The 26,398-nt window shown below is 62.4% G+C and carries 19 protein-coding genes; 7 read left to right on the top strand and 12 right to left on the bottom strand.

The window, feature by feature from the left end; all coding sequences use genetic code 11:
- Positions 1-260: 260 nt before the first annotated feature.
- On the top strand, positions 261-1,439 hold the full coding sequence (locus ACYQ2U_RS04300; protein WP_459949092.1) for an acetylornithine transaminase: 1,179 nt from the start codon (positions 261-263) through the stop codon (positions 1,437-1,439).
- Positions 1,440-1,463: 24 nt separating this feature from the next.
- Here the strand turns inward: ACYQ2U_RS04300 and ACYQ2U_RS04295 are convergent, their stop codons facing one another.
- The gene (locus tag ACYQ2U_RS04295; protein WP_459949091.1) at positions 1,464-3,599 is read right to left on the bottom strand and encodes a putative bifunctional diguanylate cyclase/phosphodiesterase; all 2,136 of its coding nucleotides are present in this window, start codon (positions 3,597-3,599) and stop codon (positions 1,464-1,466) included.
- Between the two features lie 295 nt (positions 3,600-3,894).
- Between ACYQ2U_RS04295 and prfB the strand changes: the two genes are divergently transcribed.
- From prfB to ACYQ2U_RS04280, 3 genes are all read left to right on the top strand, one after another.
- Positions 3,895-4,999, top strand: a protein-coding gene (gene prfB / locus ACYQ2U_RS04290; RefSeq protein ID WP_459949090.1) for a peptide chain release factor 2 whose coding sequence is annotated in 2 segments (ribosomal slippage) — positions 3,895-3,975 and positions 3,977-4,999 — 1,104 coding nt in all. Because the reading frame shifts where the segments join, the coding sequence is not laid out codon by codon here.
- A gap of 166 nt (positions 5,000-5,165) precedes the next feature.
- Entirely contained in the window at positions 5,166-6,314 is a 1,149-nt protein-coding gene (locus ACYQ2U_RS04285) for an ABC transporter substrate-binding protein (protein ID WP_459949089.1), read from the top strand.
- Positions 6,315-6,503: 189 nt separating this feature from the next.
- Entirely contained in the window at positions 6,504-6,944 is a 441-nt protein-coding gene (locus tag ACYQ2U_RS04280; protein ID WP_459949088.1) for a hypothetical protein, read from the top strand.
- 294 nt (positions 6,945-7,238) lie between these two features.
- Here ACYQ2U_RS04280 and ACYQ2U_RS04275 read toward each other — a convergent pair whose 3' ends face one another.
- The 4 genes from ACYQ2U_RS04275 to clpB form a co-directional block, all read right to left on the bottom strand.
- A complete protein-coding gene (locus ACYQ2U_RS04275; RefSeq protein WP_459949087.1) occupies positions 7,239-7,451 on the bottom strand; it encodes a hypothetical protein in 213 nt (70 codons plus the stop codon).
- Between the two features lie 103 nt (positions 7,452-7,554).
- Positions 7,555-8,157 carry a hypothetical protein gene (locus ACYQ2U_RS04270; protein WP_459949086.1) on the bottom strand — a complete coding sequence of 201 codons (603 nt, stop codon included), beginning with the start codon at positions 8,155-8,157 and terminating at the stop codon, positions 7,555-7,557.
- Positions 8,158-8,251: 94 nt separating this feature from the next.
- Positions 8,252-9,931: a DUF262 domain-containing protein gene (locus ACYQ2U_RS04265; RefSeq protein ID WP_459949085.1), complete on the bottom strand. Its 1,680-nt coding sequence runs from the start codon at positions 9,929-9,931 to the stop codon at positions 8,252-8,254.
- Between the two features lie 293 nt (positions 9,932-10,224).
- Positions 10,225-12,810: an ATP-dependent chaperone ClpB gene (gene clpB / locus ACYQ2U_RS04260; RefSeq protein ID WP_459949084.1), complete on the bottom strand. Its 2,586-nt coding sequence runs from the start codon at positions 12,808-12,810 to the stop codon at positions 10,225-10,227.
- Positions 12,811-12,937: 127 nt separating this feature from the next.
- On the opposite strand from clpB, the gene ACYQ2U_RS04255 reads away from it, so the two are divergent.
- Both ACYQ2U_RS04255 and ACYQ2U_RS04250 read left to right on the top strand, forming a co-directional pair.
- Positions 12,938-16,219: a PAS domain S-box protein gene (locus tag ACYQ2U_RS04255; protein ID WP_459949083.1), complete on the top strand. Its 3,282-nt coding sequence runs from the start codon at positions 12,938-12,940 to the stop codon at positions 16,217-16,219.
- A 79-nt stretch (positions 16,220-16,298) separates the two neighbouring features.
- Positions 16,299-16,802 (top strand): phasin family protein, encoded by a 504-nt coding sequence (locus ACYQ2U_RS04250; protein ID WP_459949082.1) that lies wholly within the window; start codon positions 16,299-16,301, stop codon positions 16,800-16,802.
- A gap of 128 nt (positions 16,803-16,930) precedes the next feature.
- Here ACYQ2U_RS04250 and ACYQ2U_RS04245 read toward each other — a convergent pair whose 3' ends face one another.
- From ACYQ2U_RS04245 to acs, 7 genes are all read right to left on the bottom strand, one after another.
- The gene (locus ACYQ2U_RS04245) at positions 16,931-18,055 is read right to left on the bottom strand and encodes a PepSY-associated TM helix domain-containing protein (protein ID WP_459949081.1); all 1,125 of its coding nucleotides are present in this window, start codon (positions 18,053-18,055) and stop codon (positions 16,931-16,933) included.
- A 61-nt stretch (positions 18,056-18,116) separates the two neighbouring features.
- Positions 18,117-20,153 carry a TonB-dependent receptor gene (locus ACYQ2U_RS04240; protein ID WP_459949080.1) on the bottom strand — a complete coding sequence of 679 codons (2,037 nt, stop codon included), beginning with the start codon at positions 20,151-20,153 and terminating at the stop codon, positions 18,117-18,119.
- 235 nt (positions 20,154-20,388) lie between these two features.
- A complete protein-coding gene (gene moaE / locus ACYQ2U_RS04235) occupies positions 20,389-20,829 on the bottom strand; it encodes a molybdopterin synthase catalytic subunit MoaE (protein WP_459949079.1) in 441 nt (146 codons plus the stop codon).
- A 1-nt stretch (position 20,830) separates the two neighbouring features.
- Positions 20,831-21,085, bottom strand: coding sequence for a molybdopterin converting factor subunit 1 (gene moaD, locus ACYQ2U_RS04230; protein WP_459949078.1), 255 nt, complete (start codon positions 21,083-21,085; stop codon positions 20,831-20,833).
- 5 nt (positions 21,086-21,090) lie between these two features.
- Positions 21,091-22,320 (bottom strand): molybdopterin molybdotransferase MoeA, encoded by a 1,230-nt coding sequence (locus ACYQ2U_RS04225; protein WP_459949077.1) that lies wholly within the window; start codon positions 22,318-22,320, stop codon positions 21,091-21,093.
- An 18-nt stretch (positions 22,321-22,338) separates the two neighbouring features.
- On the bottom strand, positions 22,339-23,538 hold the full coding sequence (locus ACYQ2U_RS04220) for a hypothetical protein (RefSeq protein WP_459949076.1): 1,200 nt from the start codon (positions 23,536-23,538) through the stop codon (positions 22,339-22,341).
- 76 nt (positions 23,539-23,614) lie between these two features.
- Entirely contained in the window at positions 23,615-25,591 is a 1,977-nt protein-coding gene (acs, locus tag ACYQ2U_RS04215; protein WP_459949075.1) for an acetate--CoA ligase, read from the bottom strand.
- Between the two features lie 271 nt (positions 25,592-25,862).
- On the opposite strand from acs, the gene ACYQ2U_RS04210 reads away from it, so the two are divergent.
- Positions 25,863-26,390: a TIGR00645 family protein gene (locus ACYQ2U_RS04210; protein WP_459949074.1), complete on the top strand. Its 528-nt coding sequence runs from the start codon at positions 25,863-25,865 to the stop codon at positions 26,388-26,390.
- Positions 26,391-26,398 lie beyond the last annotated feature (8 nt).

Below are 26,398 nucleotides of genomic sequence, written 5' to 3'. Positions count from 1 at the left end.
AACGGGCCTGGCCCGACCTGGTAGCACGGGAGTACTACGACCGCGCCTCAAGCGCCCATTTCGTGGCACACTTGCCCCATGAACTTCCGCTCCCATTCCCTCCGCCGCCGACGCCAGCGCATCCTCGCCGAGGCCGCCGTGCCTTGCCGGACCAGGATGGAGACGGAATTTTGAGCCGTCCCTGACTTTTTCCCGCAACGCATTTTTCGTAAAAGGCCCCGGTTTCCCCCGTGGCCTTTTTTCATTCTGGAGCCCTTGCCATGTCCTCTGCCCTGCCCGATACCGATGCCCTGATGTGGGTCACGGCCCGTCCCGACCTGTTGTTCGTCGAGGGACGCGGCTCCTGGCTGACCGACAATCGCGGCAAGCGCTATCTCGACTTCGTCCAGGGCTGGGCGGTGAACTGCCTGGGCCACTGCCCACCGCAGATCCAGCAGGCCCTCAAGGAGCAGTCCGGCAAGCTGATCAACCCGAGCCCGGCGTTTTTCAACGAGCCCGCCGCTCGCCTGGCCCGCCGCTTGACCGACCATTCCTGCTTCGACCGGGTGTTTTTTGCCAACAGCGGTGCCGAGGCCAACGAGGGGGCCATCAAGCTGGCCCGCAAATGGGGGCAGAAATTCCGGGGCGGCGCCTTCGAGATCATCACCTTCGACAACAGCTTCCACGGCCGCACCCTGGCCACCATGTCGGCCTCGGGCAAGCCCGGTTGGGACCGGCTGTTCGCGCCCCAGGTAGCCGGCTTTCCCAAGGCCCAGCTGAACGACCTGGAATCGGTGGAGGCCCTGATCGGACCACAGACCGTGGCCGTCATGCTGGAACCGGTGCAGGGCGAAGCCGGCGTGATCCCGGCCCATCCCACCTTTCTCAAGGCCCTGCGCCAGCTCACCCAGGACCAGGGCATCCTGCTCATCGTGGACGAAGTGCAGACCGGGGTGGGACGGACCGGCAGCCTGTTCGCCTACCAGCAGGCCGGCATCACGCCGGACGTCATGACCCTGGGCAAGGGCATCGGCGGCGGCGTGCCCCTGGCCGCGCTGCTGGCAACCGAGGCGGTGTGCTGCTTCGAGGCCGGCGACCAGGGCGGCACCTACAACGGCAATCCGCTGATGGCGGCGGTGGGCCTAGCAGTGCTGGACACCGTGCTGGAAGCGGGATTTCTCGAACGGGTCCGGGCCAATGGCGACTATCTGGCCCACCGTCTGCAAACCCTGGCCGAGGAAACCGGCCACGAGGGCGAGCGGGGCAGCGGCCTGCTACGGGCCCTGGTGCTGGCCGACGAACGGGGACCGGCCCTGGTGGAAGCGGCGCGCAAGCTGGCGCCGGAAGGCCTGCTGCTCAACGCCCCGCGCAGCAACCTGATCCGCTTCATGCCGGCCCTCAACGTGAACCGGGAAGAAATCGACCAGATGCTGGAAATGCTGCGGGACCTGCTGACCTAGCGCCTATTCCAGCAGGAAGCCCAATCAGCGGAAGCGGGAAAGGAACATCCGCTCCAGGTCCGCCGGCGCCATGGGCTTGGCGAAAAGGAAGCCCTGGAATTCGTCGCAGCCCAGGGCGTCCAGGTGTTCCCACTGGTTTTCCGTCTCCACCCCTTCCGCCACCACCCGCAGCTTGAGGCTGTGACCGAGCAGGATGATCAGCTTGGTGATGTCGGTTTCCGAGGGATGCAGTTCCAGGTTGCGCACAAAAGTACGGTCGATCTTGAGGATGTCCACCGGGAAGCGCTGCAAGTAGCTGAGGGACGAATAGCCGGTGCCGAAGTCGTCGATGGCAAGGCGGATGCCCTTGGCCTTGAGGGATTGCAGCACGTTGATGGAATGGTCGATGTCCTCGATCAACATGCTTTCCGTCAGCTCCAGCTCCAGCTGTTCCGGCGGCAAGCCGGTTTCCGCCAGGATCGCCATGATCCGGTCGGCCAGGTCTTCCTGCTTGAGGGATCGGGCCGAGAGGTTCACCGCGATCTGCATGGCCGGGTAACCGGCCTCGCGCCAGATCACCGCCTGGCGGCTGGCGGTCCGAAGCACGAACTCGGTGATGGGCTCGATCAAGCCCGTGTCCTCCGCCAAGCCGATGAAGCGGTCCGGCGAAACGACGCCGTGCTCGGGGCTGAACCAGCGCAACAGGGCCTCCATGCCCACGGGGTAGCCGTTGGTGTCGACCTTGGGTTGGAAGAAGACGTTGAGTTCCTCCCGCTCCAGGGCCCGGCGCAGGCTGCCTTCCAGGCTCACCCGTTCCACCGCCAGCTCGTTGAGACGGCGGGTGAAGAACTTGTAGTTGTTGCGCCCGCTCTCCTTGGCCAGGTACATGGCCGCGTCGGCGTGCTGGATCAGGGACTCGGGATCGTCGCCGTCCGAGGGGTAGAGGCTGAGGCCGATGCTGCACGTCACGCACAACTCCTGGCCTTCCAGCACCATGGGGCGCTGGATTTCCTCCAGCACCCGGTTGATCACCTTCACCACGTAATGGACCTGGTAGAGGTTGTTGAGGATCAACACGAACTCGTCGCCGCCGTAGCGGGCCACCGTGTCGCTGCCGCGCAGGGCGCAGCGCAGGCGGTTGGCGATTTCCACCAACAGGTCGTCGCCGGCCTTGTGGCCCAGGCTGTCGTTGATGTACTTGAAGTTGTCCAGGTCGATGAAGGCCACCGCCGCCAGATAGCTGTTGCGCTCCGCCAGTCGGATCGACTGCTTGAGCCGGTCGGCGAACAGGGTACGGTTGGGCAGGCCGGTCAGCAGGTCGTGGCTGGCCTGGTGTTCCAGCTGGGCCTGATAGCGCTTGGTTTCGGTGATGTCCTGGACCGTGCCCTCGTAGTAGAGGAACTCGCCGTCATGGTCATGCACCGCCCGGGCGTTTTCGGAAATCCAGATCACCGTGCCGTCCAGGCGCCGTACCTGGGCCTCGAAGCCCTGGACATAGCCCTTGTCAGCCATGATCTGCTGGAAGCGGCGACGGCTGGAGGCATCCACGTAAAGCTGGGAGCCGATGTTCTGCAAGGCCGCGATCAGCTCGGTGGCGTTGTCGTAGCCGTAGATGCGGGCCAGGGCCGGGTTGGCGTTGAGGTAGTGACCGTCGGCGGTAGTCTGGAAGATGCCTTCGCTGGAGTTTTCGAAAATGCTGCGGTAGCGGGCCTCCGCCGAGGCCAGGTCGTGCTGGGCCTGGACTTGTTCGGTGATGTCCTCGACGAAGCCTTCCAGCACGGTGTTGCCGTTTTCGTCCACCACCTGGGCGCCCCGCTCCGCCACCCAGCACACCGAACCGTCGGCGCGGATGATGCGGTACTCGACGCGGAAGCGGCGGTTGGCCGCCAAGGCTGCCATCACCCGCTGGCGGACATTCGCCCGGTCGTCGGGGTGGGTCATGGATTCGTAGGACAGTTCCCGGTTCAGCAACAGGGCTTCCGGCGCATAACCCGTGAGCTGCTGGCAGCCGCTGCTGACGAAGAGCATGGTCCAGTGCTCGTCCAGCATGCAGCGGAAGATCATGCCGTCCAGGTTGTTCACCAGGGTTTGCAGCACCCGTACCGGGTTGACCCGCAACTCAGCCGCCATCCAGGTGTGGGCCAGGGGGGTGTCGTCGCAGACGAAGTTTTCCATGAGCATTAAAAAATCATTCACCGAGTGAATCACGCTGGCGTCACTATCGTTCGCCATAGGACGCAAGTCATAGTTAGCACAGGCAACATCTGTGCCTCGACGCCGAGGCCCACCGCTGCGGGCAAAGGCAGGACATCCCGCGCCAGCGCAGTGCATGAACAAAAGCGGGGAGGATCTCTTCGCACCAGGATTGTGCCGGCGCCGAAGGCAATGCCAGCGGCAAGGTCTTCCTTGCCTTGCCTCGCCGGACAGGGACAAACCGCCCAAGTATAATGCCCCGTTTTATTTCAGGCAGATGAAAATGGAAGCAGAACGCGTCAACGCCATCGAAAACCAACTCACCGGGCTATCCCAGCGCGGTGACGAACTGCGGAGGTATCTTTGACTTCGATGTCAAAGAGGAAAAGCTGACCGAACTCAACCGGGAGATGGAAGACCCGGCAATCTGGAACGACGCGGAAAAAGCCCAGGCCCTGGGCAAGGAAAAAAAATCTCTGGAAGCCGTGGTGCTGACCTTGCAGAACGTCAAGCAGCAACTGAACGACGCCAAGGAACTGTTCGACATGGCCAAGGCCGAGGGCGACGACGACACCCTGCTGGCGGTGGAAGCCGACCTGCAAGGGGTTGAAAGCGAAGTGGCGGGCCTGGAATTCCGCCGCATGTTCGCCAACCCGGCCGACCCCAACAACTGCTTCATCGACATCCAGGCCGGCGCCGGCGGCACCGAGGCCTGCGACTGGGCCGGCATGCTGCTGCGCCAGTACCTCAAGTACTGCGAACGCAAGGGCTTCAAGACCGAACTGCTGGAACAGACCGACGGCGACGTGGCCGGCATCCGCTCCGCCTCCATCAAGGTCGAGGGCGACTACGCCTACGGCTTCCTGCGCACCGAAACCGGCGTGCACCGCCTGGTGCGCAAGAGCCCCTTCGACTCCTCCGGCGGCCGCCACACCAGCTTTGCCAGCTTGTACGTGTACCCCGAGATCGACGATTCCATCGAGGTCGAGATCAACCCGGCGGACCTGCGCATCGACACCTTCCGCGCCTCCGGCGCCGGCGGTCAGCACATCAACAAGACCGACTCCGCCATCCGGATCACCCACGCCCCCACCGGCATCGTCGTGCAGTGCCAGAACGACCGTTCCCAGCACCGCAACAAGGCCGAGGCCATGGCCATGCTGAAATCTCGTCTGTACGAACTGGAGCTGCGCAAGCGCCAGGCCGAGGCCGACAAGCTGGAGGCCACCAAGACCGACGTGGGCTGGGGCCACCAGATCCGTTCCTACGTGCTGGACAATTCCCGCATCAAGGATTTGCGCACCGGCGTCGAAATCTCGGCCACCCAAAAGGTACTAGACGGCGACCTGGATGCCTTCATCGAAGCCAGCTTGAAACAGGGTGTCTAAAGCAGCGTCGATTGAATGGACACCGTTCGGGCTGAGCCTGTCGAAGGGCTCAGTACGAACGGATTTATTCAGTACCACCCAAACCGTACGCTTCCTCACCTAACCCGCTGACCACCGCCGTTCCCCTCCCCACCGGGAACGGCGGACATTGCCCCAGGAGCCCCCAATGAAGCTGCCCCGCATCGTTTTGATCCTGACCGCCTTGTTCACTGCCGCCAGCGCCCACGCCGACCTCAAGATCGGCGTGGCCGAGGCCCTCACCGGCGGCGGTGCCCAATACGGCGTGCCCATCCGCAACGGTTTTCAACTGGCGGCGGACGAAATCAATGCCAAGGGTGGCATCAACGGCAACAAGCTGCAACTGGTGATCGAAGACGAACAGGGCAAGAAGGAAGAAGCCATCAACGTCTTCAAGAAGCTCATCTTCCAGGACAAGGTGCTGATGATCTTCGGCCCCACCCTGTCCAACTCCATGTTCGCCGCCGGCCCCGTGGCCAACGGCGCCAAGGTGGTGGCCTTCGGCACCTCCAACACCGCCAACGGCATCACCGACATCGGTCCCTACATCTTCCGCAACTCGGTGATGGAATCCGACGTGCTGCCCACCACCGTGGCCACCGCCGTCAAACACTACAAGCTCAAGACCGTGGCCGTCATCTACGGCAACGACGACGCCTTCACCAAGAGCGGTTACGACGTGTTCAAGCAGGTGCTGGCCGAGCAGAAGATTCCCGTCACCACCACCGAAACCTATGTGAAGGGCGATGTGGACTTCAAGGCCCAACTGACCAAGATCAAGGGCACCAACCCCGACGCCGTGGTCTGTTCCTGCCTGGCCGAGGAAGCCGCCAACATCATGCTGCAAGCCCGGGGCCTGGGCCTCAAGGTGCCCTTCATCGGTGGCAATGGCTTCAACTCGCCCAAATTGTTCGAAATTTCCAAGCTGGCCGGTGAAGGCACCTTCGTCGGCAGCCCCTGGGCCAACAACAACCCCGCTCCCGCCAACAAGGCTTTCGTTGCCGCCTACCAGAAGAAGTACGGCGTCGAGCCCAACCAGTTCGCCGCCCAGGCCTACGATGCCCTCCACATCGCCGCCGCCGCATTGAAGGACGTGAAGCTCAGTGGCGACGTCAACGCCGACCGGGAAGCCCTGAAGAACGCCCTGCCCAAGGTGAACATCAACGGTGCCACCGGCCCCTTCAAGTTCCGCCCGGCCCAGACCAAGAGCGGCAAGCCCGGCGGCTGGGATGCGGACCAGAAGCCCTTCATCTATCTGGTGCAGGGCGGCAAGTTCAATCTCTACAACGCCAAGTAGGTAAGGCGCGTCCCAGGGACTCGTCTAGCGGAGCGACCAACTCCCATCACCGTCATCCCCGCGAAAGCGGGGATCCAGCGACGCCAGTAGAAAGACACGGGATTCCCACCCAGGCGGGCATGACGACGTTTCTGCCCATCGCTTTTACAATCCACGGCAGCCCTCTTCCCCGAACCGAAAGCGAACGCCATGACGGCCCCCTGCGACCTGGAGATTTTTGTCGGCGATGAAAGCCTCATCGTCCCCTGGCAAGCCCTTAAGGAGCAGGCCCCGCGCCGGGTACTGCGGAGACCGCCGGACTGCGCCGGCATCGAGGACGAGGAAGGCCGCCACTTCGAAGGCGTGGCGCTGGCCGACATCCTGCGCAGCCACGTCGGGCTCGACACCCTCTCCCCCGACGACACCCGCTGCCTCGCCATCATCGCCCACGCCAGCGACGGCTACCGCTGCCTCTTCTCCTGGGGCGAACTCTTCAACAGCCCCGCCGGCCCGAGCTGCCTGGTGGCCCTGAGCTGCGAAGACGCCCCCCTGGCCGAGATCGGCCCCCTGGCCCTGGTCATCGCCGCCGACAACAACTCCGGCCCCCGCTTCGTCAAGAATCTCTGCCGTATTGAGTTGAAGACCTTGTGAGGCAGTGCCGTCAGCCCCTTCACATTCCACCCGCCCCGCACCAAGAGCAGAAAACCAAGCGACAAGGATGTAGGCTAGAAGGACTTCATCCATCAGATGCAAGGAAAATTACGAGCGCGGCAGGGGAGGGTGAAACCGACGCAGCCAAACAGAAGGGCCGGGGTGTCACCACTCCGGCCCTTTTTCGAGAACAAGCACTGGTGTTGAGTCAAGCAACCTTGGCACCAGAGGAGCCGCAAGTCGCCTGCTTGAACGGCCTAGATCTCAGCGTCAAGCGCTGTCAGGCATTGCGGTCTATTTTTGACCTGACCGTTCTTTTTCATATTCTTCGTAGGATTGCTTGTTGAGCTTTTCCAAGCATCGTTCACTCTCGCCCGGCGGCTGGCTACGACAGTTGTTTTCAGCGCCGCGTTTCACCCCCTCGTACCAAGCCTGAGTACTGCAAGCAGTGACGGTTGCAGTTAAGAAGGTGAGCCCAACAATGACTGCTGCTTGCTTTGTTTTCATTCCTAGTTGCCTTCAGGGTTGATGGTTAATTTCCACTATCGTTGCTCAAGCCTAACATTTGACGTGAGGGGACGTCGTAGCGGCGAAACCGCGGAGGGAATGGTCAGGCTGATATCGTGCCATCGCTTTCAAGAGAAAAACCGAGACTGCCAAGAACCCCATCCACAAATTTGTAGATGACTTCAGTTGCAATATCCTCGGCTAGTTCCGCCATTTCTGGAGTTGCCCATTCAGCACGATGACTAACCCCGTTTCTAATATCTTGGATACATTTCAGTTCTTTCAGGAAGGTATCCTTGTGACCTTGAATTTTGTGATTCTGGATTTCGATACCTCCGTACTCACGCAGTACGTATCGCATAATTTTGTTGAATCTATCTAGACCATTGTTTCTTACCGCCAAGTCAGAGATTAGATCGGCCACGGCTTCATTATTAACGAGCCCGTAAATTACGGGCTTAAGCAAAGCAGACTTTAAAGAAACCTCAATCGAGACAACGAACAAAAGAAGTGCCGCCGTAGGGTGATTGCGGCGAATTTCAATGGCTTCTTCGTACGTCAAGAAAGCATCTTGGGCGACCAAGGGATTCTTGACATAGTACGAACGCAAACGATCATAGTTAAATTCTGAAATAGCCTCTGTTGAAATTTCCTCATAAAGATTCGAGAGCCACTCTTCTCTTGCGATGTCATCCAGCGTGTCCATTTTTACCTAACGTCCAAGGTCAGTGTCGCTGGGCGGCTTTATCGCGCAGCGACACTGCACCACTGGGTTAGCCGCCTTGCGTCAATACAGAGAGTCACTTAACTGCCCATACCCTGACAGCAATCTTGGCCATTTCCTTCTGACGTCTCTCTATTGCGCTCTTGTCCCACGCATCGAAATCGGTCAGCATCCTTGTGAAGTGAAACGATGACTTCTTGTATGCGCCCTTTTTGGAATTGAATCCATCGTTTCCAACCGTACTGTTAATTTTCGCGGACATGAGCGCAAGATTTCCCAATCTACGTTGAAAAGCTCGCGCTTCGTCAGCGCCCCACTTGTCCTGCCAATCCTCACCTAGAGTAAGTGGTAGAACATGTTCAAGATTCACGCGCCCGGTATCTTTGCTCGGAACCATTTCACATTCATCAGCAGAAGCAACGCCTTCCTCCAAATTGCGAAGGTAGTAACGCGCCAAGTTTTGCTTGGATATGCTAGCCACTGCGAAGGCTTGTTCAAATGCAGAGTCAGCAGGAAGCGTGATAAAGGCTTTGACAACATCCGACGCCGTAGTAAGTCTTCCCTCTGACACAGACTTGGCAGTTTCGCTGTAAATCCGTTCCAACGTACCACCCCCGACCCCTCCAACAATCTGGAATCGAACAGCAACAGCTTCCAATTTTTCGAATGCCTTCCGGATTTGGATGTCATCGAACCGCTCAAGGATTGCGAGCAACAGCGGTCTAATTTGCGTCATCCCCAGGAGATTCAGAGCAGCTGCACAATCGCGGACTTTGGTGTCGTACTTACTCCAATACTCATGGTCTGTATTGATGAGAGCGGAGTAAGTCTTTGCGGTGTCTCGCAAGGCTGATGAAAATAGTAGTGCTGCTTTCTTGCTTGTAACCTTGCGCTTAATAACTCCAAAGAGTTCTTTTTCTCGAACAAGCCCGTATCTGGACATAGCAAAATGCCGGAGGTAAGTAACAACAAGCGGGTCATCAGAGGCGCTCTCTAAAACAGCCACCATGGATAGCCATCTGTTCTTTGTTTCTTCAATCTTGTCGCTAGATTTGTGAAACAGATAGTTTTTCAGCAGGTCCGAAATCGCAAGTTCCAGCCCCCGATCATTGAGCGTCTCAAAAATGATGAACGCGTTACTGTCGTCCGGAGCTGTTACGACGATAACCTTGAGATTGGTTTCTAGATAGTCAAGCCAAGCATGTAGATCCTCCTCCGCGTCCTTCGACTTGGCGCAGAGCTGTTCGATGTAGGCGAATACCGTGCGAGCAGCATCAAGCAACCTCTGATGAGATTGGCGTGTGAATCTATCTGCATCAACGTTCGGGATGCTATCAATCAACTCTTGATAGAGCTCGTTGTCGATCTCATTAAGAACAAGCTTTGATTCCTTCTCCTTTGTCTTTCTATCGGTGCTCGCCAAAAATTCGCTTCTGACAGACGCCACAACATCAGCATCGCCATCACGCAGAAATATGTCCTTGATCGCCGCGATTAATAAGCTAACAGTGGTTAGACGTTGCTGTCCGTCGACGACTTCATAGCGCTGATTGACTGGCCCTGTTACAACCACTGACCCAAGAAAATATTCGTTTTCCTTGTTTCGAATTGCATCATTTATATCGGCAAGTAAGGATTCAACATGCTCCCGTTCCCAAGCATAGGATCGTTGGTATGCCGGGACTCTAAAGCGGCGTGTCTTTAATACCGTACTCACTCCCTCAAGCTGAATTCGAATTTCTTGCATCTGCGACATGAGGCCTCCCAGTGAGAACCTAGTGTGTGGGTTAAGGAAAGAAGGCGGCTAACGTGAAGTAGACACCAAAACAGGAAGCAAACAGAGTATCGGACACATGCATTGACTCCCGTTCGTCATGAAATAGACCGTATCTAAACATAGCAATTTCCCAAAGTCCAACCCCCTGTCCAATAACCTACCCACCGTAATCCAGCGCTCTTAGCGTCCCAACCACGTCCACGCAGCGCACAAAGCAAAGGGCCGGGGTGTCACCACCCCGGCCCTTTGCATGAAACAACCCACCCGCTTGCTCAGCCCTTGGCGAACTCGATGATCCCCGCCGGATTGGACGTGACCTTGATGACATCCTTGGCGGCGAACTTGCCTTCGAGGATGGCCTTGGCCAGGGGGTTTTCGATCCGTTCCTGAATGGCCCGCTTGAGCGGTCTTGCGCCGAACACCGGGTCGAAACCGGCCTTGGCCAGTTCCAGCAGGGCGGACTCTTCCACCTTGAGTTCCATGTCCAGCTTGCCCAGACGCTTTTCCAGGTAGGCCAGTTGAATCTTGGCGATGGAGGCGATGTTCTTTTCGTCCAGGCTATGGAACACCACCACTTCGTCGATGCGGTTGATGAACTCGGGACGGAAGTAGGTTTTCACTTCGCCCATCACTGCCAGCTTCACCACCTGATAGTCGTCACCGGCCATCTGCTGGATCATCTGGCTGCCCAGGTTGGAGGTCATGACGATCACGGTGTTCTTGAAGTCCACGGTGCGGCCTTGGCCATCAGTCATGCGGCCATCGTCCAGCACTTGCAGCAGCACGTTGAACACGTCCGGGTGGGCCTTTTCCACTTCGTCGAAGAGGATCACGCTGTAAGGCTTGCGCCGCACTTGCTCAGTCAGGTAGCCGCCTTCTTCATAGCCCACATAGCCGGGGGGCGCGCCGATGAGGCGGGCGACGGAGTGCTTTTCCATGAACTCGCTCATGTCGATGCGGATCAGGTGATCTTCGGCATCGAACAGGAACTCGGCCAGGGTCTTGCACAGCTCGGTCTTGCCCACGCCCGTGGGGCCGAGGAAGAGGAAGGAACCGTAGGGCTTGTTTTCGTCGGACAGGCCGGCACGGGAACGGCGGATGGCGTCGGACACAAGACGCACGGCCTCGTCCTGCCCCACCACGCGCTGGTGCAGTTTGTCTTCCATCTTGAGCAGCTTTTCCCGCTCGCCCTGCATCATCTTGCTGACGGGAATGCCGGTGGCGCGGCTCACCACTTCGGCGATTTCTTCGGTGCCCACCTGGGTACGCAGCAGCTTGTTGGGCTTGGCGGCACCATCATTGGACTTCTCTGCGGCCTTCAACTGGGCTTCCAGTTGGGGCAGCTTGCCGTATTGCAGTTCGGCCAGCTTGTCGAAAGCGCCCTTGCGTTGCAGCTCGGCCATTTGCACCTTGAGCTTGTCGATCTCTTCCTTGATGTGGGCAGAGCCGTGCACCTGGGCCTTTTCGGCTTTCCAGATTTCTTCCAGGTCGGAGTATTCCTTTTGCAGGCGAGCCAGTTCGTCCTCGATCAGGCCGAGGCGCTTCTTGGAGGCTTCGTCCTTTTCCTTCTTGACGGCCTCGCGCTCGATCTTGAGCTGGATCATGCGCCGGTCCAGCTTGTCCATGACCTCGGGCTTGGAGTCGATTTCCATCTTGATCTTGGCGGCGGCCTCGTCGATGAGGTCGATGGCCTTGTCCGGCAGGAAGCGGTCGGTGATGTAGCGGTGGGAAAGCTCCGCCGCGGCGACGATGGCCGGATCAGTGATGTCCACGCCGTGGTGCAGTTCGTACTTTTCCTGCAAGCCGCGCAGGATGGCGATGGTGCTTTCCACGCTGGGCTCGTCCACCATCACCTTCTGGAAGCGGCGTTCCAGGGCGGCGTCTTTTTCCACGTACTTGCGGTATTCGTCCAGGGTGGTGGCGCCGATGCAGTGCAACTCGCCGCGCGCCAGGGCGGGCTTGAGCATATTGCCCGCGTCCATGGCACCTTCGGCCTTGCCTGCGCCCACCATGGTGTGGATTTCGTCGATGAAGAGGATGACCCGGCCTTCTTCCTTGGCGATGTCGTTGAGCACGGCTTTGAGGCGCTCCTCAAACTCGCCGCGATACTTGGCACCGGCCAGCAGGGCAGCCATGTCCAGGGACAGCACTTTCTTGTCCTTGAGGGTTTCCGGCACTTCTTCATTGACGATGCGCTGGGCCAGACCTTCCACAATGGCGGTCTTGCCCACGCCGGGTTCGCCGATCAGCACCGGGTTGTTCTTGCTACGCCGTTGCAGGATTTGAATAGCACGGCGGATTTCGTCGTCGCGGCCGATCACCGGGTCCAGCTTGCCGCTACGGGCGCGCTCGGTCAGGTCGAGGCAGTATTTCTTGAGGGATTCCCGCTGGCTTTCAGCATCGGCACTGCCCACGCTGGCACCGCCGCGCACGGCCTCAATGGCGCGCTCCAGGGCGGGCTTGGCAAGGCCGTGCTCCTTGAGCAGACGGCCGGTTTCGCCCTTGTCGCCGGCCAGGGCCAGCAAGAACATTTCCGAGGCGATGAACTGGTCGCCGCGCTTTTGGGCTTCCTTGTCGGTCAGATTGAGCAGATTGCCCAGGTCGCGACCCACGGTCACTTCGCCGCCATGGCCTTCCACCTGGGGTAGGCGCTTGATGGCGGCTTGCAGGGCGGTTTTCAGGGGCGGCACATTGACGCCGGCCCGTTGCAGCAGGGAGACGGTACCGCCGTCGTCCTGCTCCAGCAGGGCCAGCAGCAGGTGCTGGGGTTCGATGAATTGTTGGTCGTTGCCCACGGCGATGCTCTGGGCATCGGCCAGGGCTTGCTGGAACTTGGTGGTGAATTTGTCGAGTCGCATGGAGAGGCTCCTAAAAGGCTTAGCCTGCAAATGGGGAATAAAGGCGGAATTTCAATAGCCCCGATGAAAAACCCCGGTCCGGGCTATTCCTGGATCATTCCGGGGCGGTGCCGATTAGAATCGGGGCATGATCAGCCGCCTGACCGCCCCGCTCCTGGACCGCCCCCGCCTGCTGCGCCGCCTGGCGGTCGTCGTCCCCCTGTTTCTGATCGCCGTTTATATCGGCTGGAACGCCTGGGAAGACTACAACAACGCCCTGGAACAGGAATACCTGCGGCTGGAAGTGGAAACCGAGGCGGCGGAAACCCAGTTGATCGCCACGGTGCAAAACCTCGATTCCCTGCTCCAGCAGGTGGTCCATGCCTCGACCAGCGCCGCCGGCCGGCGCGGCCTGGCCGAGTTGCTGGAAAGCCGCGCCCGCCTCACCCCGGAAATACAGAATATCTTCACCCTGGACATCAACGGCCGGCTGACGGCGGCGGCGGACCCCGGCCTGCGCCCCTGGCTGGAAGGCACCCCGCCCCAGCAGGAAGAGTACTTTCAGGTCTGGGCGCACCACACCCAGTCCAGCGGCTACCACCTGAGCCGCCCCATGCCCCTGCTGACCGGCAACACCATCGTGCCGATCTCCCGCCCCCTCTACGACGACCGGGGCCGCCTCAACGGCGTGGCCGTGGCCCTGATCGCCCCCCGCGCCTTCGCCCGCATTCTCAAGGTGGCCCAACACAGCCAGGACAGCGAGGCCCTGGTCATGAACCAGTCCGGCGACATTATTTACGGCCTGCCCGAATCCCCCTGGGGCGACGTGCCCGTGTTCTTCAGCACCGAGGCGCTGCAACGCCACCTGAGCAGCCCCGGCCCCCTCACCCGCTACTTGCAGCAACGCCACCCGAGCGGCGAAAGCCGCCTGCTGCTGCTGCGGGATACCCACGTCGGCGATCTGATCGTGATGCGCGCCTCGGCCTACACCGCCATCATCCATGGCTGGCAGCGGCGCGTGCTGGTGCAGCTGGCGGGCCTTGTCGTGCTCTGGCTGCTGCTGCTCAGCCTGAGCCGGCTCTACCAGCGGCAACAGGAACGCACCACGGAGGCCGACCGCTTCATCCACCATCTGGTGGATAGCGCCAACGTGATGATGGTGGGCCTGGATGGCGACTGCCGGGTGGTGCTGTTCAACACGGCGGCGGAAAAGCTCACCGGCTACACCCTGGCCGAAATCCAGGGCAAGAACTGGTTCTCCCTAACGGCGCCGGAACGGGCCGACTACCTGACCGAGCGCTACCAGACCGCCCTGCGCGACGGCAAGCTGCGCCGCACGCGGGAAAGCCCGCTGCGCACCAAGAGCGGCGAACAGCGGCTGATTGCCTGGCAGTACAGCCAGTTCCAAGGTGCCAACACCCCGGCCCAGGGGGTGGCCTTCGGCGTCGACGTCACCAGCCGGCGCCGCGCCGAGGAGGCCCTGCGCCGCAGCGAATCCAACCTGAAGCGGGCCCAGGAACTGGCCCTGATCGGCAGCTGGTCCCTCGACGTGCAAACCGGGGCCATGGAATGGTCCGAGCAAACCTATCGGATTTTCGCCCTGCCGCCGAGCCGGCAACCGAAGCTGTGGCACCTGCTCAATGCCGTCCACCCCGAGGACCGCCACGAATTCCGCCACCGCTGGGACCAGGCGCTACAGGAGGGCAAGCAGGGGGAATCCACCCGCTTCAGCCACCTGTACCGGATTCAGGTGGAGGGCCGGGTCAAGTGGATACGCCAGACCACGGACTTCGCCTTCGACGCCAATGGACAATCCATCCTCGGCCTGGGCACGGTGCAGGACGTGACCCAGCAGCAGGAAGCCGTGCAGCGCCTGGACGAGGCCCGGGAATTCAGCGACACCGTCATCGCCTCCTCGTCCACCGGCATTGCCGTGTTCACCGCCGAGGGCCAGTGCCTGATGGCCAACCCCGCCGCCAGCCGCATCCTGGACATGAGCCCCGAGGAGCTGCAACGGCAGAACATCTGGAACAGCCCCGTCTGGCAGCAGGCGGGCTTCGTCCAGGCCGCACTGGCGGCCCTCACCACCCAGGCCACCACCCGTAGCGAGGCCCGGGTCATGGGCCCCGGCGGGCGGGAGATCTGGGTGGAGGAAGTATCCACGCCGGTGGTCATCAACGGCATGCCCCACCTGCTCACCCTGTTCACCGACATCCGCAAGTTCCGCGAGGCGGAACAGGCCCAGCGCCGCGCCGCCCAGGCAGCGGAAGCCGCAAACCGGGCCAAGAACGAATTCCTGGCCAACATCAGCCACGAAATCCGCACCCCCATGAACGCCATCATGGGCCTGACCCACCTCGCCCGGCGCGAGGCGGACCCGGCCACGGTGCAGTCCTACCTGGCCCAGGTGGAGGATTCGGCCCTGGGCCTGCTCGACATCCTCAATGACCTGCTCGACTACGCCAAGATGGAAGCGGGCAAGATGCACCTGGACCTGGCCCCCTTCGACCTGGTCGAGCTGCTGACGGCTTGCCTCAACACCTACCGCCATCAGGCGGAGGGCAAGGGCGTGGCCCTGACCATGGCCTTGCCGGAAGGACTGCATCCCCGCTACCTGGGGGATGCCAAGCGGCTCGGCCAGATCGTGCACAACCTGCTCAGCAATGCCGTCAAGTTCACCGCCGCCGGCAGCATCGAACTCCGCCTGGAGATCCTGGCCAGCGACGACGACAAGCAGCGGCTGCGCCTGAGCGTCCGCGACAGCGGCATCGGCATTTCCCCTGCCCAGCAGGAGCAGCTGTTCCGGCCCTTCGAGCAACTGGACGGCTCCATCACCCGCCATTACGGCGGCACCGGCCTGGGCCTGGCCATCTGTCACCAGCTATTGACCATGATGCAGGGGAATATCCGGGTGGAAAGCCGCCCCGGCGAAGGCAGCACCTTCTACGTCAGTCTGGGGCTGGCGGTGGCCCGGGACGGCGACGCTCCCCGCGTGGAGGCCGCCATCGACGTCACCAGCCTGGCCTCGCTGTTTGCCGGCCAACGGGTTTTGCTCGCCAGCGACAACCCGGCCCTGCGCGCCTCCCTGGGCCGGCTATTGGCACAAGCCAAACTGGCGGTGCAGATCACCACCGGCGGCGACCAGGCTCTGGCGCAGCTCGCCAGCCAGCGGGTGGCCCTAGTGCTGGCCGACCCGGCCCTGCCCTGCCGCGATGGCCTCAGCCTGGGCCAGGCCCTGGCGACGAGCGAGGCCTGGCGCGACATTCCCCGGGTGGCCCTGACCATGGCCGGTGCGCCGGCTGACAGCAAATGGACGGAAACCCTTTGCTACGATGACGGTCATAATGTCGATACCGCGATGCTGATGACCCTGCTGCTGCGTCTGCTGCCCAGCACGCTGGGCCTCGGCAACGGCAATAATTCGCAATAATGACAAACAAAAGGACCTATCAACATCCGGGACTTGCCGTGCTACATTGAAACTGTTCTTACACAGGAGGAGACAGGTGATGGCCAATAATGAACAACTCAGCGAAATTCAACGTCGCAACCTTGAGGCCGCCATGCGCCTCGCCCAGTTGTCCATGGACAATGCGCAGCGCATCATGGCCCTGCAAACCGAACTGGCGCAAAGCCTGCTCGGCGACAGCATCCAGAACGCCCAGGCCCAGGCCTCGGCCAAGGACGGGCAGGAGATCTTCACCCTGCGCGCCCGCTACGCCCAGGACGTTTCCAAGAAGCTGATCGAGACCGCCAGCCGCATGGCCGAATTGGGCAACGAGGCACGGGTCGAGTTCTCGCGCATGCTGACCGAGCAACTGGCCTCGGGCAACCAGGAAATGACCACCGCCTTCCAAAGCTTCATCCAGAATCTGCCCGGCGGTAACCCGCAAATCCTGGAGGCCGTGCAGATGGCCGTGAGCAACGCCAACAAGGCCTTCGACCAGATCATCCAGGCCACTTCGTCCGGTTTCGAGTCGATCCAGAAGACGGCCACCGCGAAGAAGAAGTAAGCCAACGCGCCCCGGCGACGAAGCCGGCAGCAGAAACGGGAAGGCGGGCATGGCCCGCCTTCCCGTTTTTTGTTCACGCGCCCATGTCACGTACCCAAGGTCACGCCCTTAATCACACGCCACCGATGTCACCCACCCGATGGGGCTGCCCGCCGGACAGCGGCGCGCTGCCTGGCCTGGCGCCGGTCCTGCCAGCGCAAATAGCCCGTGACCAGCAGCGCCGTGGGCAACAGGCCGCCGAGCAAGGCCAGCAGCCGGCCGGGCAAACCGAAGGCCTCGCCGTTGTGCAAGGGATGCTGCCAGGCGAAAAAGTCATCGCCTCCTCCCTGCCGGGCGGGGTCGCGGGTCGCCAGTACCCGGCCGGTCCAGGCATCCACCCACACCAGGGTGCCGGGGAAACGGTAACTGGGTTCCCCGCCTTGCCACAGACGAAGCCGATACACGCCCTGCGCGCCCTTGGGCAATTCGATCCAGCGCAGACGGGCGCCGGGGAAACGGGCCAGGGCGGCGCTCAACGCCGCCGTCGGCCCGATCGGCTCGGCCCCCGGCACGGGGGTCGATTGGCGTTCGGGCGACGGCGCCAGGGGGGAGAAATGTTGGACCAGGGGCCGCGCGATTTGCGGCAAGGCGAGCACGACGCCGGTAAAGCACAACACCAGCAGCAGGAGCAGGCCGTACACGCCCAATTTCCCGTGCAGATCGAAATGGGTCAGCACCCGCCCCGGGCGCAAGCGGGGCCGCAGGGCCTGCTGCCATCGCCCCCGACTCGGCCACCACAGGGCCACGCCGCTGCCCAACAGCAACAGCATGGCGACACCGAGCCAGCCCACCACTTGGCGTCCGCCGCTCCCCGCCAGCAGGGAGTAATGCAGGTCGTAGATCCAGGTGACGGCGAAGCTGCCCCAGGGGCGCGCACTGGTGGGGCTGAGGGTATTGGCGTCCAGGGTGACGATCAGTGGCGCAAAGCCCTGGGCGGATGCAGCAGGGAAATAACGGGCGGAGAGCGGCCGACCCTCGGCGGCGGGCACTTCGATCCGCCATTGCCCCTCATCGCCACTCTTCAAGGCCAGGAGCCGCTGCGCCACGGCATCCCAGTTCACGGTCGCCACGGCCACAGGAGGATCGGCCCGCAGCGAAGGATTGAGCAGCAGGTCGAGCTCGGGATAAAAAACCAGCAGGCTGCCGGTCAGGCCCATGAGGGCGAACAAAAGACCCAGGGCGAGGCCCGTCCAGAGATGGACGGCCCCCACCACCCTGCGCGCCCTTCTCGGCAAGCCCATCGCCGCGTAACCGGGCTCAGTACTTCAACCGGGCTCAGTACTTCAGGTTGAGGGAGAGGTAGGCAGAACGCCCGGCGCCGGGCGAGAACATGGGCTGGTTGTTGCCGCTCCAGTTGAAGTTCTCGTAATAGACGTACTCGTATTTGCGGTCGAGCAGGTTCTTCACCTGGAAGTCCACGCTGACGGTCTTGGAGTAGTCGTAGCGGACGCTGGCATCGAACAGGACGATGCCGCCAAACTTGCCCAGGGCGTTGGCATTGTCGATGTAATAGCTGCCTTGGGCCCGGCCCTGCATGCCCAGGCGCCATTGCTCGCTGGCCTGGTACTCGGCCCCGACATTGGAAATGTAACGGGGCGTGGCGAACACCTCCTTGCCGGCCATGGAGACGCCATCGACCACGCCGCTTTCGATTTTCGCTTCCTGAATGGAATGGGACACCCAGAAATTGAAACGGTCGGACAGGCGCGCGGACAGTTGTAGATCGACACCCTTGCGGTGGGTCTTGCCCATGTCGATGATGGTCGAAGCAGCGGGCAGGTTTGCGATTTCCCGGGTGGCGTCCTGCTGCCAGGCCGCCACGCGCATTTCGGCGTTTTGCGCGATCTTGAACTTGGTGCCGAGTTCGTAGCCGGTGTTGATGGAAGGCTGGTAGTTCGCGGTACCCGCGGTCAGATAGCCGCCGGAACTGCCGGTGACGACCTGGAAGGTCCGCCCCCAGTTGGCATAGAGGCTGGCCGCCGGGGCCACGCTGTAGACGACGCTCAATTTCGGCTGCTTGATCCAGCCGTAATCCTGGAGCGGTGCCTCCGCGCCGGTGGTGTGCTGGCTCAGGTGGCCGGTGAAGCGGTCCACGCGGAAGGCGGGGACGATCTTCCAATCCTTGGCCGGCTTGATGATGGCCTGGACATAGGCACCAAAATTGTTGAGGGTGTAGTCATCGTCATTGCTGGTGGACGCCGGGGTGGAAAAGTCCGTGGGCGTCGCTGCCGCAAAGCGATAGCGTTGATAGCGGTTGGCCTGGTGCTCAAGATTGAAGCCGCCATCCAGCACCAGGGCATCGCTCGCCACCCAGGTCACTGAGTTGAGCCAGCCGGTGTGGTCCTCGATCCAATGCCGGTGCTGGCGGGCAGAGTTGGTTACCGCACTGGTATAGGTCAGGAAGCGATCGTCGTCGATGGTGTTGTAGTACAGCTTGCTGGAGAACGTGGTGTTGGCGTTCAGGCGGTAATCCAGGTGGCCGCTGAGGTGCTGCATGTCGCGCACGTCGTGGTCGTTGGCGTTCTTGGCGGGGGATTGCCAGCGGTCGGCGGCAAGCTCGCCGGCGGTGAGATACCCCGCCTCCTGGGCCGTGTTCCGGTAGGAACGGGCAATCACACCGAACTTGAGGTCGCTGCTGGGGGTGAAAAACCACTTGCCACCGACGCCGTACTTCTCGGACTTGGAATGGGCACGATAGCCATCGGAATCCTCGATGGCCAGGAAGTAGTTCTGGGCAAAACCGTCGTTCTCCCTCCCCAGGGTCGCCTGCACTTCCTGGGTGTTGAAGCTGCCGGCGCTGAACCGGCCCTCCGTGTAATTGCCTCCCTGCCGGGTCGCCACATTGATGTTGCCGCCGATGTTGTGCAGGCCGTAGCGCGGATCGTTGGTTCCCCGCACCACCTCGATGTAGTCGATGTCCGCCGGGAAAACCATGTCCATGTAGCGCAGGTTGCCGGTACTGATGTTGCTAGGAACGCCGTCGATCAGTAGCTTGATGCCGTTGATGTAGCCCTCGCCATTGAAGGCGCGGAACGAGGGTTTGCCCGATTCGGCCCCCATGCGGAATTCCGTGAGCTGGACGCCGGGCATCTGGCCCATCAGTTCCCAACTGTTCGTCACGTTCTTTTCGCGGATGTGCTCGGCGCCCATGACGTCGACGGAAGTCAGGATACGGCTGGCCGGCAGGGGCCCGTCATTGGGGGCGACGACGCTCACTTCGCCGAGTACGGTGGTGGATTCCTGTGCCCAGGCGCCGAACACGGAACACATGCCGAGCCAAGCCAATTTCCGCAACTGCCATTTCTTACCCATGGACCATCAATCTCTCGTTGAGGGGCGCAGGCGGGACCACCGGCCCATCTGCCCCCCATGCGTTGTTGGAGTTATCCACCGCCGGGCACAATGAACACCCACCCCGCCGAAGAACGGCGCCGGCGACGGAAAAGCAAGGCGGCGAAGTTTATTGGCCTGCGCCCACGGTCACCCCGCGACATGATGTCGCAGGGGGCGAGGGATCAGGGCAGGGGCAAGCCCGGGAGAGGGAAACTCAGTTCCAGCGGCTGGCGGCAGTGTCGTCGCTTTCGCGGGCATCCACCCAGCGACTACCTTGCGCCGTTTCTTCTTTTTTCCAGAAGGGCGCCCGGGTTTTGAGCCAGTCCATGATGAATTCGCAGGCGGCAAAAGCCTCGCCGCGATGGTCGGCGGCCACGGCCACGAGGACGATCTGCTCGCCCGGCAGCAGGCGGCCGATGCGATGGATCACCCGCACGGCGTGCAGCGGCCAGCGGGCACGGGCCTGCTCGACGATCTCGGCGATGGCCTTCTCGGTCATGGCTGGGTAATGTTCCAGGGTCATGGCCTGCACGCCCTCGCCGCCACGCCGGACCAGGCCGACGAAACTCGCCACGGCGCCGCCATCGAAAGCACCCACCCGCGCCAGTTCCGCGCCGGTATCGAAGTCCGCTGCCTGGACCGTTACCTCGAACATGTCAGCCTCCGGTCACCGGGGGGAAAAAGGCCACCTCGTCGCCGTCCGCCAGGGGCGTGTCGGCGCCGGCCATGGTCTGGTTCACCGCGGCCTTGAGGTTCTTCATGGTGGCCAGGCTTTGCCATTGGCCGTCGCGGCCAGCCAGGGCCTGGCGCAGTTGGCCCAGGGTCATGCCCCCGGCCGGCAGTTCGTAGCGTTCCTCGGCTTGACCAAGGGTTTCCCGCAGGGCGGCGAAATAGAGAATGTGCAGGGTCATGACGGTCAGTCCAGCAAGCCGCAGAAAGGCAGATAGGTCACCAGATCGCCGGCGGCGACGGTCTGGCCCGGAGGCAGGTCCACCAGGCCGTCCGCCCACAGGGTCGAGGTGAGTACGCCGGACCCCTGGTTGGCGAACAGGGCCAGCCGGCCATTTTCATCGCGTCGCACCCGCAGGAAGTTGCGCCGGGGTTCGGTCTTTTTCCAATCGAAGGCCGCCGGCAGCCGCAGCGGCGTGGGCAGGTCCGCCGCCATGCCTTGGCAGCGACGGATGAAGGGCCGCACCAGCAGCAGGAAGGTGACGAAGGCGGCCACTGGGTTGCCCGGCAGGCCGATGAAAAACGCCTCGCCACCATTGCCACCATTGCCGCCGTCGCGGCGGATCTGGCCGAAGGCCAGGGGCTTGCCCGGTTTCATGGCGATGGACCAGAGCGTGAGCCGACCTTCGGCTTCCACCGCCGGCTTGACGTGGTCTTCCTCGCCCACGGAGACGCCGCCCGAAGTGAGGATCAGGTCGTTGTCTGCCGCCGCACGGCGCAGGGCGGCGCGGGTATCGGCCAGGGTATCGGCGACGATGCCGAGGTCGTCCACGACGCAGCCCAGGCGTTGCAGGAAGCCCTTGAGCAGGTAGCGGTTGGAGTTGTAGATGGCCCCCGGCGGCAGGGGCTCGCCGGGGCTGACCAGTTCGTTGCCGGTGGAAAACAGGGCCACCCGCAGGGGACGCAGCACCGGCACCCGGGCGATGCCCACCGAAGCCAACAGGCCCAGGGCCTGGGGATTGAGGCGGCTGCCGGCGGCGAGGACGACGCTGTCCCGGGCGATGTCCTCGCCGGCACGACGAACGTTGTCACCTGCCTGGGGCTTGTGGTTGATGGTCACCGTGCCGTCGCCGTGTTCGCACAACTCCTGCATCACCACCGCGTCGGCCCCGGCGGGCACCGGCGCGCCGGTGAAGATGCGGGCGGCGGTGCCGACGGCCAGGGCGTGGCCGACACTGCCGGCGGGAATGCGCTGGCTGATCGGCAGCACCGTGCCGGCCGTCGCCACGTCGGCGCTGCGCAGGGCGTAGCCGTCCATGGCACTGTTGTCCTGGGGCGGCACCTGGATGGCGGAGACCTGGTCCGTGGCCAGGACCCGGCCCAGGGCCTGCTCCAGGGGCAACGTTTCCGTCCCCTCCACCGTGCGGGCGCTGGCCAACAGTTGGGCCAGGGCTTCGTCGAAACTCAGTTTGCTCATGGATTCACATCACCGGAATCAAACGATCACCACCGGGGCGAAACCGCCGCCAGGGGTGCGGAAATTGGTGGTCTGCCCCTGCCAGAGGCGGGCCGCCATCAATTGGATTTTGCCTTCATAGGCGTAACAGCGCAGGTCGTACTTCAACTCGACCGGCGCATTGTCCACCACCACGGTCCGCGACGGCGGCGGCGCCAGCACCTGGGCCACGTAATCGCCAGCCAGGATGTCGGCGAACACCCGCTTGGTGACGTTGGCGCCGCGATACACCGCCTTGCCGCCGTAGCCGCCGGCGGGCTTGAAGAACAGGCCCTTGCGCCGCGCCCAGAGGTCCGCCTCGTGTTCGGGGTGGACCCGCTCGGTGGCGGGCAGCGCGGCGGCGATCACGGCGATGTCCGCCGCCGTCGCGCCGATGTCCGCCAGCCAGGCAAGGTCGGACAGCAGTTCCAGGTTGTGCTTGTCCGCATACAGGGCATGATGGCGCGGCGACGGCGTCACCACGGCAACGCCGTCGCGCCAGGCAGCCCGTAGTGCGGCCTGGCCGGGCTGGGATAGGGAGAAATCCGTCAGGCGGTTGTACACCAGGTCTACCGCCTGGTCCTGGCCGTAGAGCACGCCGTCCCGCAGCGCCAGTTGCTCCGGCGCGCAGATGAGGGTGTCGATGCCGGAACGCAGCAACAGATCGCGGCATAGCTGGAAGTCGGGATAGAGATACTGGCTTTCCGGCGCCTCGTCCACGATGGCGACCCGGCGCAACGGCGTCGTCTTGCCCGCTGCCTGCCATTCCCGCTGGAACATGGCGACGAAGGCCTGTTCCACCGACTCGGCCTGGGCCGTATCGATGCCGGCCTGGCAGGCCAACAGTCGCGCGTTGATAAAAGCCCCACCGGCATTGGTGTTGATTTCGATCAGGCGGGGCCCCTGCTCGGTGATGTGGAAGTCGTAGCCGAAAAACACGCCGCGCCCTTCCGCCCGGCCCGGTGCGACGGCGGCGGCCACCCGCTGCTGCCAGCCGGGCAGCGCGGCAATCCGTTCAATGGCGGCGATGGCGTCGGCCATGAGCGCCTGCCAACGGGCGGCGAGGAATACCCGGCTATCGGCCAGCAGATTGGGACGGGCAGCCAGCAGGTCGGCGGCGCGGGCGATATCGAGGCAGGCGGAAAGGGGCTGGCCGTTGAGGCCCAGGGCCCGGATCACATCGTCGGAGGGGGAATCCATGGCAGCAGTTTAGCGGACGACAGCCAGAAAAAAGGGGCACCGAAGTGCCCCCAAGCCTCGTTCGCTTTGCTTTGCCTTAGGCAGACTGCTTGAGCTGCTCCAGGATGGCCGGGTTTTCCAGGGTGGAGGTGTCCTGGGTGATTTCGTCGCCCTTGGCCAGGGACCGCAGCAGACGGCGCATGATCTTGCCGGAGCGGGTCTTGGGCAGGTTTTCGCCGAAGCGGATGTCCTTGGGCTTGGCGATGGGGCCGATTTCCTTGCCCACCCAGTCTTGCAGCTCCTTGACGATCTTCTTGGCGGCGTCGCCCTCGGGACGGGCACCCTTGAGCACCACGAAAGCGCAGATGGCCTCGCCGGTGACATCGTCGGGACGACCCACCACGGCGGCCTCGGCCACCAGGGGATTGGCCACCAGGGCAGATTCGATTTCCATGGTGCCCATGCGGTGACCGGAGACGTTCAGCACGTCATCGATACGACCGGTGATGGTGAAGTAGCCGGTGTCCTTGTCGCGGATGGCGCCGTCGCCGGCCAGGTAGTACTTGCCCTGGAAATCGGCGGGATAGTAGGACTTCTTGAAGCGCTCGGGATCGCCCCAGATGGTGCGGATCATGGAGGGCCAGGGCTTCTTGACGACCAGGATGCCGCCTTGGCCCCAGGGCACGTCGTGGCCGGTTTCATCCACCACGGCAGCCTGGATGCCAGGGAACGGCAGGGTGCAGGAGCCGGGGATCAGGGGCGTGGCGCCGGGCAGCGGGGTGATCATGTGGCCGCCGGTCTCGGTCTGCCAGAAGGTATCCACGATGGGGCACTTGCCGCCGCCGACATTGTTGTAATACCAGGTCCAGGCGGCGGGGTTGATGGGCTCGCCGACGGAACCGAGCAGACGCAGGCTGGTCAGGTTGTAGTTCTTGGGATGCACGCTGGGCGTGGTTTCCGAAGCCTTGATCAGGGAGCGGATGGCCGTGGGCGCGGTGTAGAAGATGGTGACCTTGTGGTCCTGGATCATGCGCCAGAAGCGGCCGGCATCCGGATAGGTGGGCACGGACTCGAACACGATCTCGGTGGCACCGCAGGCCAGGGGGCCGTAGGCGATGTAGGTGTGGCCGGTCACCCAACCGATGTCGGCGGTGCACCAGAAGATGTCGTTCGGCTTGATGTCGAAGGTCCACTTCATGGTCAGCACGGCTTGCAGCAGATAGCCGCCGCTGCTGTGCTGCACGCCCTTGGGCTTGCCGGTGGAACCGGAGGTGTAGAGCAGGAACAGGGGATGCTCGGCATCCACCCACTCGGGCTCGCAGGTGTCGGGCTGGCTGGCGACGATGTCGTGGTACCAGACGTCGCGGCCTTCCACCATGTTGCATTCGCCGCCGGTGCGCTTGACGACGATCACCGTCTTCACTTGGCTGGCGGAACCGGCCAGGGCGATGCCTTCATCCACGGCGGGCTTCAGAGGCAGGGCCTTGCCGCCACGGCATTGACCGTCCATGGTGATCACGGCCACGGCGCCGGCGTCGAGGATGCGCTCTTCCAGGGACTTGGAGGAGAAGCCGCCGAACACCACGGAGTGGGTGGCGCCGATGCGGGCGCAGGCCTGCATGGCGACGATGCCTTCCACGGACATGGCCATGTAGATCAGGACGCGGTCACCCTTCTTGATGCCTTGGGCCTTGAGGGCGTTGGCGAACTTGTTCACCTTGCCCAGCAGTTCCTTGTAGGTCACCTTGGTGACGGTGCCGTCGTCGGCTTCGAAGATCAGGGCGACCTTGTCGCCGAGGCCGGCTTCGATGTTCTTTTCCAGACAGTTGTAGGAAACGTTCAGCTTGCCGTCGGGAAACCACTTGAAGAACGGCGAATTGGATTGATCCAGTACGGTATTGAAGGGCTGCTTCCAGACCAGATGCTCCTTGGCCAAGCGACCCCAATAGCCTTCGTAATCGGTTTCGGCCTCCTTGCACAGGGCCTCATAGGCAGCCATGCCGGAGACGGCCGCCTGCTTCACGACTTCGGGAGCAGGATGATAGGTACGGGTTTCCGGGGATTCGGTGGTCATGCTCAACTCCTCCTGATTCTGGGTATGGATTGCTTCGACAACACGTCAAACAAGGGACATTGCAATGGAATATTAGCAACGCTCTCCTTGAATTGCTTTAGATTTAATCGAAATAGCCTTACGCACCTCTTACACCCGAAGATTTCAAGCTTCAGCAAACAGCGAAAAGTCCTCCGCCGGCTGGAATAGGTACAATTCCGCCCTGCCTCAACGCCCCGCACTGCAACATAAGTCCCTTGCACCCTTGCGGGGGAAAATCCGGAGTCGTCCCATGAACAAAACCGTGAAGGCCATGGAGTCCTTCATCTTCTGGAGCCGCTGGCTCCAGGCGCCCCTTTACCTGGGCCTGATCGCGGCTCAGGGGGTCTATGTCTACCAGTTCATGCACGAGTTGGCCCACCTGGTGTTCAAGGCCGGCAGTCTCGGTGAAAACGAGATCATGCTGATCGTGCTGGGCCTGATCGATGTGGTGATGATCGCCAACCTGCTGATCATGGTCATCGTCGGCGGTTACGAAACCTTCGTTTCCCGCCTGGACCTGGACGACCACGTGGACCAGCCGGAATGGCTGTCCCACGTCAACGCCGGGGTGCTCAAGGTCAAGCTGGCCACTGCCTTGATCGGCATTTCGTCCATCCACCTGCTCAAGACCTTCATCAACGCCGCCCAGGTCGAGGACCGGGTGATCATCGCCCAGGCCGCGATCCACGGCCTGTTCCTCGTTTCGGCCATCGCCATCGCGGTGACCGACAAGATCATGACCTCCACCTTGGCCATCGGGTCCAAGGAAGCCCACTGACACTTTTC

It is taken from the genome of Denitratisoma sp. agr-D3, assembly GCF_054658675.1.
The sequence above is the reverse complement of the archived record's forward strand: the minus strand, read 5'-3'. Positions and strand labels throughout refer to the sequence as shown.